16 protein-coding genes are annotated in these 17,076 nt (G+C 34.2%); 9 read left to right on the top strand and 7 right to left on the bottom strand.

What is annotated here, in order from left to right; translation table 11 throughout:
- The first annotated feature begins 215 nt into the window (after positions 1-215).
- Both BK054_RS00080 and BK054_RS00075 read left to right on the top strand, forming a co-directional pair.
- Positions 216-2,306: a hypothetical protein gene (locus BK054_RS00080; RefSeq protein ID WP_039328005.1), complete on the top strand. Its 2,091-nt coding sequence runs from the start codon at positions 216-218 to the stop codon at positions 2,304-2,306.
- Positions 2,307-2,388: 82 nt separating this feature from the next.
- Complete coding sequence (locus BK054_RS00075) at positions 2,389-2,934, top strand: hypothetical protein (protein ID WP_225581761.1); 546 nt, start codon at positions 2,389-2,391, stop codon at positions 2,932-2,934.
- A 60-nt stretch (positions 2,935-2,994) separates the two neighbouring features.
- On the opposite strand, the gene BK054_RS00070 is transcribed toward BK054_RS00075, so the two are convergent.
- Positions 2,995-3,192, bottom strand: a complete 198-nt coding sequence (locus tag BK054_RS00070; RefSeq protein ID WP_006258599.1) for a heavy-metal-associated domain-containing protein — start codon at positions 3,190-3,192, stop codon at positions 2,995-2,997.
- A gap of 771 nt (positions 3,193-3,963) precedes the next feature.
- Entirely contained in the window at positions 3,964-4,644 is a 681-nt protein-coding gene (locus BK054_RS00065; protein WP_039327994.1) for an aspartate/glutamate racemase family protein, read from the bottom strand.
- Between the two features lie 182 nt (positions 4,645-4,826).
- On the opposite strand from BK054_RS00065, the gene BK054_RS00060 reads away from it, so the two are divergent.
- The 3 genes from BK054_RS00060 to BK054_RS00050 all read left to right on the top strand — a co-directional run bounded on the left by BK054_RS00060 (position 4,827) and on the right by BK054_RS00050 (position 7,338).
- Positions 4,827-5,723 (top strand): LysR family transcriptional regulator, encoded by an 897-nt coding sequence (locus tag BK054_RS00060; RefSeq protein WP_006258597.1) that lies wholly within the window; start codon positions 4,827-4,829, stop codon positions 5,721-5,723.
- Positions 5,724-5,793: 70 nt separating this feature from the next.
- A complete protein-coding gene (locus tag BK054_RS00055) occupies positions 5,794-6,738 on the top strand; it encodes a YeiH family protein (protein WP_006258596.1) in 945 nt (314 codons plus the stop codon).
- Between the two features lie 99 nt (positions 6,739-6,837).
- On the top strand, positions 6,838-7,338 hold the full coding sequence (locus tag BK054_RS00050; RefSeq protein ID WP_006258595.1) for a hypothetical protein: 501 nt from the start codon (positions 6,838-6,840) through the stop codon (positions 7,336-7,338).
- A gap of 69 nt (positions 7,339-7,407) precedes the next feature.
- Here the strand turns inward: BK054_RS00050 and BK054_RS00045 are convergent, their stop codons facing one another.
- Positions 7,408-9,036: an acyl-CoA carboxylase subunit beta gene (locus BK054_RS00045; protein WP_006258594.1), complete on the bottom strand. Its 1,629-nt coding sequence runs from the start codon at positions 9,034-9,036 to the stop codon at positions 7,408-7,410.
- A 653-nt stretch (positions 9,037-9,689) separates the two neighbouring features.
- Between BK054_RS00045 and BK054_RS00040 the strand changes: the two genes are divergently transcribed.
- Both BK054_RS00040 and BK054_RS00035 read left to right on the top strand, forming a co-directional pair.
- The gene (locus BK054_RS00040; protein WP_029988676.1) at positions 9,690-10,334 is read left to right on the top strand and encodes a DUF47 domain-containing protein; all 645 of its coding nucleotides are present in this window, start codon (positions 9,690-9,692) and stop codon (positions 10,332-10,334) included.
- Positions 10,335-10,353: 19 nt separating this feature from the next.
- Positions 10,354-11,451, top strand: a complete 1,098-nt coding sequence (locus BK054_RS00035; protein ID WP_006258592.1) for an inorganic phosphate transporter — start codon at positions 10,354-10,356, stop codon at positions 11,449-11,451.
- A gap of 107 nt (positions 11,452-11,558) precedes the next feature.
- Here BK054_RS00035 and prfB read toward each other — a convergent pair.
- Positions 11,559-12,657, bottom strand: a protein-coding gene (gene prfB / locus BK054_RS00030; protein ID WP_115283932.1) for a peptide chain release factor 2 whose coding sequence is annotated in 2 segments (ribosomal slippage) — positions 11,559-12,593 and positions 12,595-12,657 — 1,098 coding nt in all. Because the reading frame shifts where the segments join, the coding sequence is not laid out codon by codon here.
- A 47-nt stretch (positions 12,658-12,704) separates the two neighbouring features.
- Here prfB and BK054_RS00025 point away from each other — a divergent pair.
- The gene (locus BK054_RS00025) at positions 12,705-13,730 is read left to right on the top strand and encodes a threonine aldolase family protein (protein ID WP_006258590.1); all 1,026 of its coding nucleotides are present in this window, start codon (positions 12,705-12,707) and stop codon (positions 13,728-13,730) included.
- A 96-nt stretch (positions 13,731-13,826) separates the two neighbouring features.
- The gene (locus BK054_RS00020) at positions 13,827-14,138 is read left to right on the top strand and encodes a DUF6787 family protein (RefSeq protein ID WP_006258589.1); all 312 of its coding nucleotides are present in this window, start codon (positions 13,827-13,829) and stop codon (positions 14,136-14,138) included.
- A gap of 73 nt (positions 14,139-14,211) precedes the next feature.
- Here BK054_RS00020 and BK054_RS00015 read toward each other — a convergent pair whose 3' ends face one another.
- The 3 genes from BK054_RS00015 to dnaA form a co-directional block, all read right to left on the bottom strand.
- Complete coding sequence (locus BK054_RS00015; protein ID WP_059050965.1) at positions 14,212-14,937, bottom strand: SAM-dependent methyltransferase; 726 nt, start codon at positions 14,935-14,937, stop codon at positions 14,212-14,214.
- Positions 14,938-15,036: 99 nt separating this feature from the next.
- Entirely contained in the window at positions 15,037-15,492 is a 456-nt protein-coding gene (locus BK054_RS00010; protein WP_059050967.1) for a low molecular weight protein-tyrosine-phosphatase, read from the bottom strand.
- The gene (gene dnaA, locus BK054_RS00005) at positions 15,492-16,931 is read right to left on the bottom strand and encodes a chromosomal replication initiator protein DnaA (RefSeq protein ID WP_006258586.1); all 1,440 of its coding nucleotides are present in this window, start codon (positions 16,929-16,931) and stop codon (positions 15,492-15,494) included. The genes BK054_RS00010 and dnaA overlap by 1 nt, the downstream gene beginning before the upstream one ends.
- Between the last annotated feature and the right edge of the window lie 145 nt (positions 16,932-17,076).

Below are 17,076 nucleotides of genomic sequence, written 5' to 3'. Positions count from 1 at the left end.
ATTTATTGACAAAGATAACATTTCGATAAGCCCAGAATAAGAGATAGACATATAAATGAAAAGGAATTATACAAATAGGACTGAATTAATGATCAAAGCATATTATAGTGTGGTTTTAGAGCTAATGAAATAGATATGAAGTAGAATTGCTTTGTAATATTTGGTCAATGCTTAATCTAGGATAAGTATATTTACACCTTCTAAATATTCGCACTATGGCAGAACCAGTAGGAGTCTTTGCTCAAATACACCTAACAGAGGTTAATTATAAAGCATTTTTTAAAACCAAAGCAATCACTGTGATTAGTGAAGAGATGCACCAATGTATCCTTTATAATTGTCAAGATAACTATTGTTATCAGTACAATAAAAAGAAAGAAGAACTACTGTGTTTAGCTTTTTATAACCATGGTAATAGAGAGACTATCAGAGGAGATTTTTATCTAAGTATTCAGACCATTGCACCTTTTGCAAAAGAGGGAAGAACAGGTTTAATAGCACTGACATTAGATGCTTATAATTGGCAGGAAATAGAATGCTATGAGGTGTTAGTAGATAACCAATGGGAGGTGCAGGCCATCAGTGCTGTAGAGTTAGAAGCATTACGAGTTTTAGTCTTTAGTTGTTTAGAACACTTTGATCAGCCTTTTGCGCAGAAAGTGTTTGATTCAAAAATGGTAGATAGTAATGTAGTCAAAAAAATAGCTACACTACAAGAGAAGAACCGCTTGGCTAACTTAACCGTTTTTGCAAAAGAGGCAACGCCTTTAAACCCGATTCACTTATTCGGAGCTTTTTATTATAATGGCAAGGTGGTGTTTAGTTGTAAAGAGGGAGGGATAGTGTACCCTCAGATTGATTTAGCTACTTTTAAGCCAATGGTATATGGGGCTTGTGATCAAGAGCATGTTATTTTTAATGGCAAGTGTATCAAGACCAATCCTAAGAAGTTTAAAAGAGTAGCGAAGTATGAGACGGTCTATTATTTATCTGAAGAAGGAGTATTAGATGAGAAGGGCGAATGGATAGAGGGAAGCGATGCTACTACCTTTAAGCTGACAGAAGACTACTTAGCAGAAGACAGTATTCATCTGTACTATTGGGGACATGTAGTTTCTAAATCTTCTTTTTCAACTTACAGAGTGGAGAGTTATCCCTATCACACAGACTTTTTGATCACAGATACAGCAGTGTATTATACTCAATATAAGCTAGAGGTAGATGCTCAGAGCTTTCGTTTTTTAAAGAGGTTAGAAGGTTTAGCCTATTCTTATACTGGTTTTGTAGGAGAGGATAAGGAGGGGCTGTTTGTGTACTTGATAGAAGATAATAAAGGTCAAGTTATTCGTTCAACAGGATTGTCTATTGATCAATTGTTACAATTATTTCAAGATAAGTATGGCAATAAATATTGGCGAATGGAAGAGGATGAACGTATCTGCCTAGAGAAACCAAGTGCTGCATATTATAAGGAGTTTGCTAAAAAGTGTAAGACTCCATGGGTATTTTATCAAATAAAGGAATTGCGTGACTATGCTAAATTGATTGTTCAGAAATATGAGGATAAGAAGGACAAGGAAGAGTTAATTCCGTTTTGGAAGATCTATAGTCTAGTAGAACCTTATTTATGGATAGAAGCAGATAGTTATAAATATGTGATACTGATGTATTGTATAGAAGGAAAACAAGAACATGCATTAGATACTCTGAGAAAAGCGATTATGTATGGAGCATTTGATATGGAAGAGTTCTTTGACCATCCTTTATTAAGCACTATCCAAGAGCATGAGTACTTTTTAGAATTAAAGGAATATGCTACACAGAATAAGCCAATAGGCTATAAAATCCCAATGCAATTAGAGATTTTAGAGAAGCTCTTAGCTCTTCCTCAGTCGATGTATACAGATGGGACGATACTGTGGAAGTATCACTTATACGATAATGTCGATATAGAAGAAGCTATGCGTGAGCATCCACAGTTGACAGATTATTATACGCGTTATATCACTTTAAATACAGAATTGTTTAATCGATTCTTTAAGCGTTATAATCTGATAGATATGGATTATACTCCTTATGAAGAATATCACTGTATGCCGATAGAAGCTTCTATCATTATGCTTAAGTATTATATGCGTATGGCTGATATACCATCGGGAAGTGTAGCTTATTTTATCCCACAATTAATACAACGTATGGATAAGATAAAAGAGAGAATTCATCGATTAGCAGGAGAAGAACATACTCACTACCAAACAGTGTATAATAATAATGAAGTTGTTCAAATATTAGAGCAGTATTTCTAAAAGTAAACAAAGATTATGTTTCTTACTTTTTTGTTAGTAAATATATTAGATGAAAATATATTAGATGAAAATATATAAAAAAATGAAGAAACTAATTGTTTTGTTAATGTTATTACTGCCATTGTTGATGACTGCGCAGAAAGAAAATGAGTACAAGAGTAGATTCTATATACAGACTAGTTTTTTAGGAGTAGATGCAGGAAGAGATTTTTTGATAGGTGAGAATATATTCGTTCAGACGGGTATGGGGATAGGCGCAGGTTATGATGTATGGAATAATAGTATGTCAGTTGTATTTACCTTTAAGAAGCCAATTCCTTATCTGAGAGGGGGACTAGATTGGTATTATAATAAGAATAAGAGAATAGAGAAGAATCGTACTTTAGACAATAATTCAGGTAATTATGTAGGGTTTCAAGCTAAGTATAGTTTTGGTACAGATAGTGAAGAATATATGAATTCCTTAAATAGTGTTCTAGTAAGTGAAGTACATTGGGGAATAAAACGCAAGTTAGTAGGACCAATGTATTATAAAGTACAGTTAGGTGTAGGACACTTTAATGATTATGATGCGAAGTGCTCAGAAGTATATCCTGTAGTAGGTGTGTTTTTAGGTGCTACGTTCTAAGAAATAATATAACGATACTTAAAAAGATAAGGCTGTTCAAAAAGGACAGCCTTATTTTTATTAAAGTATCTCATACTTTCCAGCAGAAGTTAATATCTTTTGTACTTCTTCTTTCGTCACTTCAGGAGTTTTAACCTCTATACTATGTGTATCTAGAGTGACTGTAGCTTCTATATTAGGGTACTTTTTTAGTTCTTCTTGAATCTTTCCGACACAACTACTGCATCCCATTCCTTTAATTTGATATACTGTTGCCATTTCTTTTTTGTTTAATAATTTATATTACAAATGTAGGATAGTGTGTCATTATCGTTGTTATACGATTTTAAGGAGTTGTTATATAATTCTTTTAAAGAGTAAGATGAAGTCTTTTTTTTCATCTATGTGATGATCCGTATTCTTTGCTTATGAAGAAATAAAGGAATCCTTTTTTTGTTTTCAAGTCTTTTTTTGTCTTTAAATCAAGGAAAATAAACTTTTAAAATCTGTTTTTTTTCTAAATCAGGAGGATATAAGTCTATTTAGGGGATTATTTTAAAAAAACATAGATACTTTTTTTAAATAGGTTTTATTGTAAAGTGCTGATATTTAAGTTGTTATTTGTTTTCGACTTTTTTTTAGCCAATATGGATATTGCCTTAACCCCAGTAAAATAGGGCACTTGACTAGAATCCCTCGACAATTCATGGAGAATACCCCATACATAGTGGAGCAGAGAAGATGTTTGTCGAACAATGCTTCTTCTATTCTCCATGTATTCTCCTTCTAATAATGTACATGCTAAAATAAAGAAGGGTATAGTACATACGAGTGAATATGTCTATGAAAAAGAGTCATTATAACGAGGGATGAGTTGAGTAGATAATATTTAAGAAATTATCTCCGATGGGGATTAGAAGAGGTATTCTATTTATAGAAAATAAGCAGTAAAACAGAACTCAATATACTCATCCATAAAGGTGATAAGTCCTGCTTACTGCTTAGTTAAAGATTTGTCTAATGAAGAAATATTATCTGTAAGATTACGGATTAGGATATCTTACTAAAAGCGTCTTCACACTGTAATACCATAGTGTCTATAATAGGTATTTTAATATCAAGTGAATTAAATACTAAAGGCAATTCTGTACAACCCAGAATCACTCCTTCTACAGAGGAATAATTTTCTATTAATGTCATAAAGAATGAACGCATCTCTTCTGTGATGGCTCCTGTAGCGAGTATAGATTGGAATTGACCTATTTGGGCTATTTCTTCAGTGTTAGGAATGATTACTTCTATCCCTGCTTGCTGTAAAGGAGATTTAAAATAATCATCTTCCATCATGAAGGGTGTACCTAGCAGAAGTACTTTCTTCATATTATGCGTTAGTATATGTTTTTTGGTCAGTTCTATACTGTGTGAGATTGGAATATTAGTTAGTATTTCCTGTTTGATCTCATCATAAGCTTTGTGTAAGGTGTTGTTTGCTATCAAGAAACAATCTGGTTGTAGCGATAGTAGGATTTCGATTTCGTGTTTTAAGATATTAGGTACTTCATCCCATTGATTAGCATATCTAGTTTTGATATTGTGATAATCTATACTGTATAAGAGGATAGGGCATGAGTGATATCCACCCCATTTTTCATTTGCCATTTTGTTTAATAGCGTGTAGTATAACGCTGTAGAAGGGTATGCTGTACCACCTAGTATTCCTATTCGTTTCATTGAGTTTGTTTTTTAGTTTTATGGATTGACTTTGTCTAAAAAGGACAGTCAAATATAGGTATAAGTCAAATTTTATCTCTGTGTAAATAGTATAAAATACCCATATTAATTCATTAATTTTGTTGTTTAGGGAAAGAGGAGATGTTAAGAGAGAATTACTTCTATGATAAAAAAGAGATGATATGTTTGACTTTAGATTAAAGGTGTTTTATACAGTAGCGAAGAGAGGGAGCTTCACGAAGGCTTCTAAGGAATTGTTGATTTCTCAGCCTGCTGTGACGAAGCATATCCAAGAGATAGAGGCTAGCTATCAGACTAAACTTTTTGTACGTGACGGGATGAAGATACACTTGACAGAAGCAGGTGAACTACTCTATACGTATGCAGAAGAGATATTCTCTATCTATCGCAATCTTGAGTTCGATATACACGCACTGAATGCTAAAATGGACGGAAGCCTTAGAGTAGGAGCGAGTACTACTATATCACAGTATGTATTACCTCCCTTATTAGCAGAGTTTAGAAAGAAGGTAAATGATCTGCATCTAGACGTAGTATCTGATAATACGAATGCTATCGAGAATCTTCTGCTGAACAAAACAATAGATGTAGGTCTAGTAGAAGGGTATTCTAAAAATCCTCAGATAAAGTATATTGACTTTATCAAAGACGAAATCGTCTTGGTGTGTAGTAGCAATAATGAATTAGCCAAAAGAGGAAGTATTAAACCTCAAGAGCTAAAGGAGTTGTCTTTTTTATTAAGAGAAACGGGGTCAGGGACACTAGATGTCGTGGATACTACACTTAAAGAGATCGGTATAACTTTAAGTGATTTGACTAATGAAATGAACTTCTCTAGTACAGAGAGTATTAAGATGTATTTAATGCACTCAGATAGTGTTGCATTCTTATCCGTACACGCTATTCTAAAAGAGTTGAGGTATAATGAGTTGAGCATTGTAGATATAGAGGGATTAGATATCAGTAGAACTTTCTCTTTAATACAGCGTCAAGGACAAGAAAGCGCTTTGGTAGAACTGTTCATTCGCTTTGTACAGAATCATAACTTAAAGTTATAGGTTATAACAATTATGTATTTTCTTTTCCTTAGTGTATGAAGGAAATTTGTATCTGTAAATAATGATACAAATGACAACAGAAAATAACACTCGTGAGACAATAGGTAAAGTGCTTCTAGTAGGACTCGCTTTGCTTAGTTTATTTCCATTTATTTCATCCGCAGTAGCACTAGTGATAGGGATAGTATATGCACAGCTATTTGAGAACCCGTATGCAAAACAGACTAAGAAGGCAACAGGGCTATTGTTAAAAGTAGCTGTGATAGGGCTTGGTTTTGGTATGAATGTGTATAGCGCAATATCTGCAGGTAAGGATGGTTTTATACTTACTATCTTCTCTATCTTTTTGACTCTAGCACTAGGATTCTTATTAGGAAAAGTGTTGAAAATAGACAAAAAAATATCGTATTTGGTTTCTTCAGGTACTGCAATCTGTGGAGGTAGTGCTATCGCTGCGGTTTCTCCTGTTATTAAAGCAGATGAGAAGCAGATATCAGTAGCTTTAGGAATCGTGTTTATCTTAAACTCTGTAGCTTTAATTATATTTCCGCCTATAGGACATGCCTTAGGATTAAGTCAAGTAGATTTCGGGTTATGGTCTGCTATTGCGATACACGATACGAGTTCGGTAGTAGGAGCTGCGGCTAAGTATGGTGACCAAGCTCTAGAAGTAGCTACTACTGTGAAGCTAGCTCGTGCATTATGGGTGATCCCTGTAGCATTCTTATCTATGGTATTCTTTAACAATAAAGGAGGTAAAGTGAAGTTGCCTTACTTTATCGGGTTATTCGTATTAGCAATGCTAGCGAACTCTTATATCCCAGCAGTACAGTCTATCGGACCATATATCGTAGAAGCTTCTAAAGCAGCATTGACCTTGACCTTATTCTTAATCGGTACATCTTTATCTTATCGCACCGTGAAATCTGTAGGATTTAAACCTCTATTAGAAGGAGTAGGACTGTGGATATTTATCTCTGTGACTTCACTGCTTTATATTATGTATGTGAATTAAAATAGATAGGAAACAATGTGTTTAAATTGAAAATCACACTAAATTGGACAAAAGAAATTATCTTTATAGTTTATCAGCAATAAATAGTTAACACTTATCATGAATATAAGTACGTATATCGCTTACTACACTAAAGGGTTAAAAGATAGATTAGAAGTAGTAAGACCTACTATGATAGATAGTTTATGTAGTTTATTTGTAAGGGAATATATACCTTTAGTTGATCCATGTACTGTTAGAGATGTAGATACATTTTATTTTGAATATGACTATGAAACACTTGATATTGTAGTTTGGGCAGAGGATAAGGCAGAGCAAGTTATTTCAAGTATATCAATGGGTATTCCAGAGAACTTAAGTGATAATTTGTTTCCAAGAGAATTGTACTTTTCTTTACACGATTTAGAAGAATCATGGACAGAGACTGAAGATGGAGAAGAAATGTATGACGAGTTAATGCAAACTCTATCTGAGCAACAAGAACGAATACTTGAATTTTGGTTTACTCAATGTTGGTTAGAGGCAAAGACTAAAACAGGTGTATCAATAAAAGGTAAGTTTAGCATACACGATACAACTTATAGAACAGAGCTTCCATAATGAAAAGGAGAAACTCTCAAATAATAAAAAGGGCTTTCAAATACATTGAAAGCCCTTTTAAGGTTTTTATTATACTTGAATAACTCCTAAGTTAAACGGTTTTTCGATAGGAGCGTGATTTGCAGCTTCAATACCCATAGAGATCCACTTACGCGTATCTAATGGATCGATAATAGCATCTGTCCATAGACGAGCTGCTGCGTAATAAGGCGAAACTTGATTGTCGTATCTCGCTTTAATTTTATTGAATAATTCTTCTTCTTGTTCTTTAGTTAGTTCTTCCCCTTTTGCTTTAAGAGATGAAGCTTCTATTTGTAATAATACTTTTGCTGCCTGAGCACCTCCCATTACAGCAAGCTCAGCACTAGGCCATGCAAAGATAAGTCTAGGGTCATAAGCCTTACCACACATCGCATAGTTACCTGCTCCATAAGAGTTTCCTACTACTACAGTGAATTTAGGTACTACAGAGTTAGATACAGCATTAACCATCTTAGCACCATCTTTAATAATACCTCCGTGCTCAGACTTAGACCCTACCATAAATCCTGTTACATCTTGTAAGAATACTAGTGGTATTTTCTTTTGATTACAGTTCGCTATAAAACGAGTAGCTTTATCTGCAGAGTCAGAGTATATCACTCCTCCGAATTGCATTTCGCCTTTTTTAGTTTTTACTACTTTGCGTTGGTTCGCTACGATACCTACAGCCCATCCATCGATACGAGCGTATCCTGTGATGATCGATTGTCCGTACCCTTCTTTGTACTCTTCGAATTCTGAGTTATCTACTAGACGTTTGATAATCTCCATCATATCGTACTGCTCATTACGAGCCTTTGGTAAGATACCATAGATGTCTTCTTGAGCTAAAGTAGGTTTGGCAGCTTTGATACGGTTATATCCTGCTTTGTCAAAGTCTCCTATTTTATCAATGATATTTTTGATTGTGTCAAGGGCATCTTTGTCATCTTTAGCTTTATAATCAGTTACACCTGATATTTCGCAGTGCGTAGTTGCTCCACCTAAAGTTTCGTTGTCAATGCTCTCTCCGATAGCTGCTTTTACTAAATAACTACCTGCTAAGAAGATACTTCCTGTCTTGTCTACGATAAGTGCTTCATCACTCATAATAGGAAGGTAAGCACCACCGGCTACACAGCTACCCATGACAGCAGCTATCTGTGTGATACCCATACTGCTCATGACAGCATTATTTCTGAATATACGTCCGAAGTGTTCTTTATCAGGGAAGATTTCGTCTTGTAGAGGTAGATAAACACCTGCACTGTCTACTAGGTAGATGATAGGTAGTTTATTTTCTATTGCTATTTCTTGGGCTCTTAGATTCTTTTTTCCTGTAATCGGGAACCAAGCACCTGCTTTTACAGTAGCGTCATTTGCTACTACGATACACTGTTTTCCTTTTACATAACCTATTTTAACCACTACACCTCCAGAAGGACATCCTCCATGCTCTTCATACATCCCGTCTCCTGCGAAGGCACCGATCTCTATACTATTGGTCTTATCATCTAGTAAATAGTCGATACGTTCTCTAGCAGTCATTTTGCCTTGCTCGTGTAGTTTAGCTATTCTTTTTTCGCCACCACCTTGTTTTACTTTTACTAATTTTCTTTTTAAATCAGAAAGCAAAAGCTTATTGTGGTCTTCGTTTTTATTGAAGTTTATATCCATAGTTTGTTGGGTTGATTCACTGTTGTCTGTGGTTTAGTATAAGTTATATTTAGAGAGTAAATAGTGTACTAATCCTTGATCGTTTTCGCTAAAATACAAAATATACTAGAATTTTGACTATCCAAAAATGAGGAGATGCGATTTTTAGCATGATACCTATTTTCTTTTGTTCATTTTATTAATATTTATAATGACAGTTGTTGAAGTAAAAGGAGGTTTAGATTCAGGAGAATAGTTGATAAATGTGTATAATTTGGTGATTTATAAAAGTGTAGTTCTGTAGATTGATGAGTAAGATATAATAATGAAATGAAGAGGGATAAAAGTGAGTTAGGTAATGAGGTTATAGTATTGTCTTCTTTTAAAATTATATATCAGGAATGGTGAATAATGAGATAAAAAGAAGTGAGGGTGTGATGAATTGTAATTAATGAGGGTAATTGTCGTCGCTAAATAAGAATATAAGGGGGAAAGTGTACTTTTATTACATAACATTAAATTAATATAGGGAAATAGGTTTATATTTGTAATTCAGATAGTTATGTTTTTATCGTAAAGTAATAGTATTAATAAAGTCGTAAAAATTAACGTTAAGGAAACATTGAGCTAACTTAAAAGGTTTACTTTTGCGCCCGATTATTATCATTTATAAGATGTCATTAAACAATATTTTTCAGTTTTTAGTGCCTAAGGATAAAGTGTTTTATCCATTATTTGAAAAGGCAGCAGGTAAGATTAAGAAAATTTCAGAAACTTTAAACGAAGCAGTAAATGCTCCAGCTAAAGAAAGAGATCAGTTATTAAAGAATGTAGAAGTATTAAAACAAGAGATAGAAGCAATCGCTCAAACTACACGTGTAGAACTTGGAAAAAACTTCATCACACCTTTTGACCGTGAGGATATCCACAATTTGATTACAGCTGTAGATGATATAGCGGATCACTTATCGGATGCTGCATCTCGTATGAGATTATATCAAATCGATAAAGTAACAAAACCTTTGCGCAAATTAACTGAGGCTAATTTAGAAGCTTGTAGTGAAGTGGCTAAGGGGCTTTTAATCTTAAAAGACAATAAAAATTTTACAGCATTAGCAGAAATCAGTAAAAATATCTCTCGTTTAGAGCGTAAAGCAGATAAAGTATTTGATAAAGCTGTTGCGGACATCTTTGAGAATGAAAGCAATGCTATTGAGATTATTAAATATAAAGAGGTAATGATGGCTCTAGAAACAGCAACAGATAGTTGTAAAGACGTTGCTAATGTACTTGAGACAATTACAGTAAAATACGCTTAATTAATCAGAAACATTATTTATGGATTTTTTCTTAGGAATGTTTACTAATCAAGCTGGTATTATGCTGATGATCATTATCGTCTTAGCATTAGGGTTTGATTATATTAACGGTTTTCACGATGCAGCAAACTCTATTGCGACCATTGTGACTACAAAGGTGTTGACACCATTCCAAGCTGTATTATGGGCAGCAGCATTTAACTTTGCTGCTTATTTTATCTCTCTTTATATTATTGGAGAGTTTAAAATTGGTAATACGATAGCCAAGTCAGTGAATGAAAACTTTATTAGTTTAGAGGTGATATTCGCTGGATTAGTAGCTGCTATTATTTGGAACTTATTGACTTGGAAGTTGGGTATTCCTTCTTCTTCTTCGCATACTTTAATTGGAGGATTTATTGGAGCAGCAGTAGCTCATGCAGGTGGTTTTGCACCTGGAGGAGAGGATGTTATTGTATATTCTAAAGTAATTCCAATTTTCTTATTTATCTTCGGAGCTCCGTTTTTAGGTATGATATTAGCCTATTTTATAACGGTGGGTATTATGTGGATTTGTAGAAATGGTAATTCTCATAAATGTGATACATGGTTTAAACGTTTGCAGTTAGTGTCATCTGCAATGTTCTCTTTAGGACATGGTGGTAACGATGCTCAGAAAGTAATGGGTATTATCGGTGCAGCTGTTATCTTCTATCATGTTAATATAGATATGGATGAAGCTTATCTAGTGGATGGAGTAGATACATTTAAAGTATTCGTAGAGCACTGGTGGTGGGTTCCGTTAGCATCATTTATATTCATTGGTCTAGGTACTTTATCAGGAGGATGGAAGATCGTGAAGACTATGGGATCTAAGATTACTAAAGTAACTCCATTAGAAGGGGTGGCTGCTGAGACAGCTGGTGCTGTTGCGTTATATGTGACTGAGCATTTAGGTATCCCAGTATCGACTACGCATACGATCACAGGTTCTATCATCGGGGTAGGAGTTACTAAACGTATCTCTGCTGTTAGATGGGGAGTGACTATTAACCTATTATGGGCTTGGATATTAACTATACCTGTATCAGCTATTATAGCAATGGTAGTATATTATTTGATTACATTCTTTATGTAAGCATATAGTTTAAAAGATATATAGAGTGGTACAGCGATGTGCCACTTTTTTTATTGCGGGAAGTTGATGTGTTAATGAAGCAAAAAAGGAGCTGCTAGCTCCTTTTTTTATTCTTCTTCTTTTTGTCCCATCATCATTAGATATGCTTTTAAGAAGTTGTCAATCTCTCCATTCATTACAGAATCTACATCAGTAGTTTCGAATTGTGTACGGACATCTTTAACTAGTTTATAAGGATGCATCACGTAGTTACGGATTTGCGAACCCCATTCTATTTTCTTCTTATTTGCTTCTATTTCATCACGCATTGCTTGTTTCTTCTTAAGCTCAATTTCATATAATTGAGACTTTAAAAGTTGCATTGCTTTTGTTTTGTTGTCTAATTGAGAACGCGTTTCAGAGTTCTCAATAATAATACCAGTAGGGTGGTGACGCAATCGTACTGCTGTCTCTACTTTATTAACGTTCTGTCCACCTGCACCACTAGATCGCATAGTCTCCCAAGAGATATCTGATGGGCTAATTTCGATTTCGATAGTATCATCTGCTAATGGATAAACATAAACAGATACGAATGAGGTATGACGCTTAGCATTGCTGTCAAATGGTGAGATACGCACTAAACGGTGAACTCCGTTTTCGCCTTTTAAGTATCCGAACGCAAATTCTCCATCGAACTCTAAGGTTACTGTTTTTACACCAGCAACTTCTCCTTCTTGGTAGTTTAGTTCTTTTACATTAACGCCGTTCTTCTCTCCCCACATGATGTACATACGCATCAGCATAGCTGCCCAATCGCAACTCTCTGTACCTCCTGCACCTGCCGTAATCTGTAGTACAGCACTCATATTATCTCCTTCGTCAGAAAGCATGTTTTTAAACTCTAGTTCTTCTATAATCTGAAGCGTTTTTTCATACTGTTCTACTACTTCTTCTTCTGTGTATTCACCTTCTGCATAGAATTCTAAAAGAATCTTTAATTCCTCTAGGTTAGATATAGCAGATTCATAGCCTTCTACCCATTTCTTTTTGGACTTCAGGGCTTTAACGATAACTTCTGCTTCTTTAGGATTATTCCAAAAGTCTGGAGCAAAAGTTTTTTCTTCCTCGTTTGTTATTTCGATAAGCTTCTTATCGATGTCAAAGATACCTCCTTAACGCACCAAGGCGATCAATAATATCCTTCTGTTGTTCTGTGGTTACCATAATTTTTAATACTTTTATAGCACAAAAATACTTATTCCTATCAATTTATGGAAATTAATTTAATCAGTGATACAATCACTAAGCCTACACCTGAAATGTTGAATTACATGATGAAAGCGAGGGTAGGAGATGATGTTTACAAGCAAGATGGAAGTACCAATGAATTAGAAATTGCTGTTGCTGAGTTGTTTGGGATGGAAGCAGCCCTTTTTTTTCCTTCAGGAACAATGGCAAATCAAGTCGCTATAAAATTGCATACTCAACCTGGAGATCATTTAATTTGTGATAAAAGTTCTCATATCAATATGTTTGAAGGGGGAGGGATAGCAGTGCACAGTGGAGTGAGTTGTGCATTAATAGATGGAGATAGAGGACGTATTACAGCAGAGCAAGTCTTGGAAAACTATAATGACCCCAATAATATTCACTTGCCAATCACTAAATTAGTTTGTATAGAAAATACGACAAATTTAGGTGGAGGAGCTTGTTATGAGCTAAGTGAGATAGAGCGTATTCGTGAGGTGTGTAATGAAAAGGGATTAAAGATGCACTTAGACGGAGCTAGATTATGGAATGCATTGGTGGCTAAATCACAACATCCAAGTCAGTTCGGTGCTTTATTTAATACGATATCAGTGTGTTTCTCTAAAGGACTTGGAGCTCCAGTGGGTTCTGTGTTGTTAGGATCGAAAGAAGATATCAAAAAAGCTATTCGCCTACGTAAATTAATGGGGGGAGGAATGCGTCAGATTGGGTATTTAACTTCGGCTGCTTTGTTCGCTTTAAAAAATAATGTTGGTCGCCTGCAAAGAGATCATTTCAGAGCGAAGCAAATAGAGATGGTTTTAAGTAAGAAAATATGGGTTAAGGAGGTTTTGCCTGTTCAAACTAATATCGTCGTTTTTAGGCTGCAAGAAATAGCTCAAAACAAAGTCTTTATAGATAAGTTGAAACAAAAGAATATATTTATCAGTGATATGGGAGGGGGATGGCTTCGTATGGTGACACATTTAGATTATCGCGAAGTAATGCATGAATATGTAATAGAAGCTCTTACTAAACTAGAATTGTAGAGGTAGAGGTAAGACGATGTAAATCGTTTATTTAGTAATATTTATGTTTTTAGATCAGGGAAATTGACTTACCTTTGTTTAGATTTAAATTAAATAATGGAAAAATTAAAACAACGTTGGGGTATTACATCAAATTGGCAAATGGGTGTAATCTTATTAGTTTTTGCAATTACAGGTTCTACTGCAGCTTACATATCGAAACCTATTTTAACTAGCATAGGGCTAGACAGAGCTACAACTAATCCGTTTATATATTGGGTTCTGTATATTGTGCTAATTCTGCCCGTTTATAAAGTTATTTTGATTTGTGTGGGTACTATATTTGGACAACATCGCTTTTTTTGGAATTTCGTGATGAAAATGCTAAGAAGAATGGGTTTTGGTTCTTTAGTGCCAAAAGATAAATAAGAAGTTTACCAATTATTATATTTATAAAAAAGCTGAAAGTATTAGTTAATACTTTCAGCTTTTTTTGTTCTATTTAGTTCTTGTGAATGATAAAGATACAAGGTCTTTTGTGTAAGTCTTCTTTTGTGTTTTTCCATTGAGAAGCTGGTTTAGTCTGTATAAACTCTGTCTCTAAGGTTATATCACAAGCTACGCAGATAAGAGTGTTTGGATTTAATATCTGTACCATATCTTGTAACAGTTGATTATTTCTATATGGAGTTTCTATAAATAACTGTGATTGGTTTTTCTCTTGAGAAGTTCTCTCTAAAGCTTTAAGAGCACTCTTTTTATCACTTTTATCTATAGGTAGGTATCCATTGAAAGCAAAGCTTTGTCCGTTCATTCCTGAAGCCATAACGGATAATAAGATAGAAGAGGGACCTACTAAAGGAGTTACTTTAATATTTCTTTTATGAGCTATGTCTACAATAACTGCTCCAGGGTCTGCGACACCAGGACAACCTGCTTCACTCATTACACCAACGCTTTTGCCTTCTAATAATGGTTTAATATATTCTTTGTATTCACTTACTTCAGTGTGTTTATTTAAAGGAAAAAGAATAAGTTCTGATTGTTTTTTTTCAGGACATATGCTTTTAATAAAATGTCTTGCTGTTTTTTCATTTTCAACTATGAATATGTCAAGCATTTCGATAGCGCGTTTTACAGTTTGTGGCAAAACGTCTATAGGATTTGTAGTGTCTCCTAGGGTGATAGGGATTAGGTATAGTGTACCTGTAGGTATATTATTTGTCATTTGTCAAATTTCTCTCAAATAGAGTACAAAGGTAAAGATAAAGTATAGTACAAAAAAGAAAAGGAAGAAAATGACTTTCTTCCTTTTACTTACATATATCTAAGATTTTAAATCTTTGGCTATTACATTACAAACTTCATCTAAAAGATGAAAAACATGTTCAAAACCATCATCTCCTCCAAAATATGGATCAGGTACTTCTAGGTTTTGACCAGGTGTGTTCTCATTAAGAATTAACTTTACTTTATTTTTAGCTTCTTGATTAGGTGCTAACTTAATTACATTTTCGTAATTAGATTTGTCCATCACATAGATGCGATCAAAATTAGTAAAGTCACTTACTTTAAACTGTCTTGCTCGTTGTGTAGTTAAATCAATATTGTATTTTTTAGCAACAGCTATTGATCGTTTGTCTGGTTGACTACCTATATGCCAATCTCCAGTACCAGCTGAATCAACAAAAAAACTTTCTGTAGAAAGCTTTGATTGTAATATCCCTTTTGCTAAAGGCGAACGGCAAATATTGCCTAAACAAACCATCAATACTTTTGTCATTACATACTGAATTTAATATTTATATCATCGTGGAATTTCTTAAACTCCTTATCCGTTTCTAATAAATTATCCACAGTTTTGCAAGCGTGTAATACTGTAGCGTGATCTCTATCTCCTATTTGTGAACCAATAGAAGCTAAAGAAGCTTTAGTGTATTTTTTAGCAAAGAACATCGCTAGTTGTCTAGCTTGAACTATGTTTCTTTTTCTTGTCTTAGAACGCAATGTTTCTGTGTCCATTTGGAAATAATCAGAAACAATTTTTTGAATATAATCGATAGAGATTTCTCTCTTCACACTCTTCACAAATTTCTCAACAACTTGTCTTGCTAAGTCAATTGTTACTTCACGCTTATTAAATGAAGATTGAGCGATTAATGAAATGATAGCTCCTTCTAATTCTCTAATATTAGAGTTTACATTTTTAGCTACATATTCGATTATTTCTTTTGGCATATCTACTCCATCACGGAATAATATTCCTTCAACAATTTTTACTCTTGTTTCAAAATCTGGGTGTGATATCTCTGCAGATAATCCCCATTTAAAACGAGATAAAAGACGTTGTTCGATATCTTGAATATCTACTGGTGCTTTATCAGAAGTAAGAATTACTTGTTTACCATTTTGGTGTAAATGGTTGAAGATATGGAAAAACACATCTTGTGTACCTGATTTACCTGATAAGAATTGAATATCATCGACGATAAGTACATCTATTAATTGATAGAAGTAGATAAAGTCATTACGCGTATTCTTACGTACAGAGTCGATATACTGTTGAGTAAAGACTTCTGCAGAAATGTACAAGACAGTTTTTTCTGGATAAAGATCTTTAATTTCAACACCGATAGCGTGTGCTAAGTGAGTCTTTCCTAATCCAACTCCTCCAAAAATAAGAAGTGGGTTAAAAGAAGTACCACCTGGTTTATTCGCAACAGCCATACCAGCAGAACGTGCCAATCTATTTGAATCACCTTCTAAGAAGTTATCAAATGAATAGTTTGAATTTAACTGAGATTCGATTTTTACGTTTCTGATTCCAGGAATTACAAAAGGGTTTTTTAATTCTGGATTCTTGTTTTGAATAGGTACATCTAACTCTTGAGGTTTTACTGGACCTCTTTGTGTACTTGGTAATTGTTCTGTATAAGGTTGTTTGTTTCCAGAAGGAGTTTCCATCTGAATCTTATACAATAACTTTGCTTCAGCTCCTAACTGTTTTGTTAGGGCTACTTTTAGGATTTTTACATAGTGTTCTTCCAACCACTCGTAAAAAAACTTACTAGGCACCTGAATATAAAGAGCATTCTCTGTAAGCTCAATAGCCTTAATAGGCATGAACCATGTCTTGAATGCTTGTTCTTGGATGTTATCCTTTATGAATTCAAGACAATTATTCCATACAGATTCTGCTGTCTTAATTGTATTATCGTGCATTTTAGGTTAGAATTATAAAAACAGTTACTACTTTTGAGGGATTTTCAAGGGGAGAAAATGACCTCTTATTTCAGTGGCAAATATGTGAACAATTTTTGGGATAAAAAAACCTTTTTGTCATTGCAAAGTATAAAATAATTTGTTA

The organism is Myroides sp. ZB35 (assembly GCF_001865835.1).
In the GTDB taxonomy this organism is placed as follows: domain Bacteria; phylum Bacteroidota; class Bacteroidia; order Flavobacteriales; family Flavobacteriaceae; genus Flavobacterium; species Flavobacterium odoratimimum.
The sequence above is the reverse complement of the archived record's forward strand: the minus strand, read 5'-3'. Positions and strand labels throughout refer to the sequence as shown.

Excerpts from the sequence above, each read along its gene's own strand:
- BK054_RS00080 (WP_039328005.1), top strand. The coding sequence starts at position 216 with ATGGCAGAACCAGTAGGAGTCTTTGCTCAAATACACCTAACAGAGGTT.
- BK054_RS00075 (WP_225581761.1), top strand. The coding sequence starts at position 2,389 with ATGAAGAAACTAATTGTTTTGTTAATGTTATTACTGCCATTGTTGATG.
- BK054_RS00070 (WP_006258599.1), bottom strand. The coding sequence starts at position 3,192 with ATGGCAACAGTATATCAAATTAAAGGAATGGGATGCAGTAGTTGTGTC.
- BK054_RS00065 (WP_039327994.1), bottom strand. The coding sequence starts at position 4,644 with ATGAAACGAATAGGAATACTAGGTGGTACAGCATACCCTTCTACAGCG.
- BK054_RS00060 (WP_006258597.1), top strand. The coding sequence starts at position 4,827 with ATGTTTGACTTTAGATTAAAGGTGTTTTATACAGTAGCGAAGAGAGGG.
- BK054_RS00055 (WP_006258596.1), top strand. The coding sequence starts at position 5,794 with ATGACAACAGAAAATAACACTCGTGAGACAATAGGTAAAGTGCTTCTA.
- BK054_RS00050 (WP_006258595.1), top strand. The coding sequence starts at position 6,838 with ATGAATATAAGTACGTATATCGCTTACTACACTAAAGGGTTAAAAGAT.
- BK054_RS00045 (WP_006258594.1), bottom strand. The coding sequence starts at position 9,036 with ATGGATATAAACTTCAATAAAAACGAAGACCACAATAAGCTTTTGCTT.
- BK054_RS00040 (WP_029988676.1), top strand. The coding sequence starts at position 9,690 with ATGTCATTAAACAATATTTTTCAGTTTTTAGTGCCTAAGGATAAAGTG.
- BK054_RS00035 (WP_006258592.1), top strand. The coding sequence starts at position 10,354 with ATGGATTTTTTCTTAGGAATGTTTACTAATCAAGCTGGTATTATGCTG.
- BK054_RS00025 (WP_006258590.1), top strand. The coding sequence starts at position 12,705 with ATGGAAATTAATTTAATCAGTGATACAATCACTAAGCCTACACCTGAA.
- BK054_RS00020 (WP_006258589.1), top strand. The coding sequence starts at position 13,827 with ATGGAAAAATTAAAACAACGTTGGGGTATTACATCAAATTGGCAAATG.
- BK054_RS00015 (WP_059050965.1), bottom strand. The coding sequence starts at position 14,937 with ATGACAAATAATATACCTACAGGTACACTATACCTAATCCCTATCACC.
- BK054_RS00010 (WP_059050967.1), bottom strand. The coding sequence starts at position 15,492 with ATGACAAAAGTATTGATGGTTTGTTTAGGCAATATTTGCCGTTCGCCT.
- dnaA (WP_006258586.1), bottom strand. The coding sequence starts at position 16,931 with ATGCACGATAATACAATTAAGACAGCAGAATCTGTATGGAATAATTGT.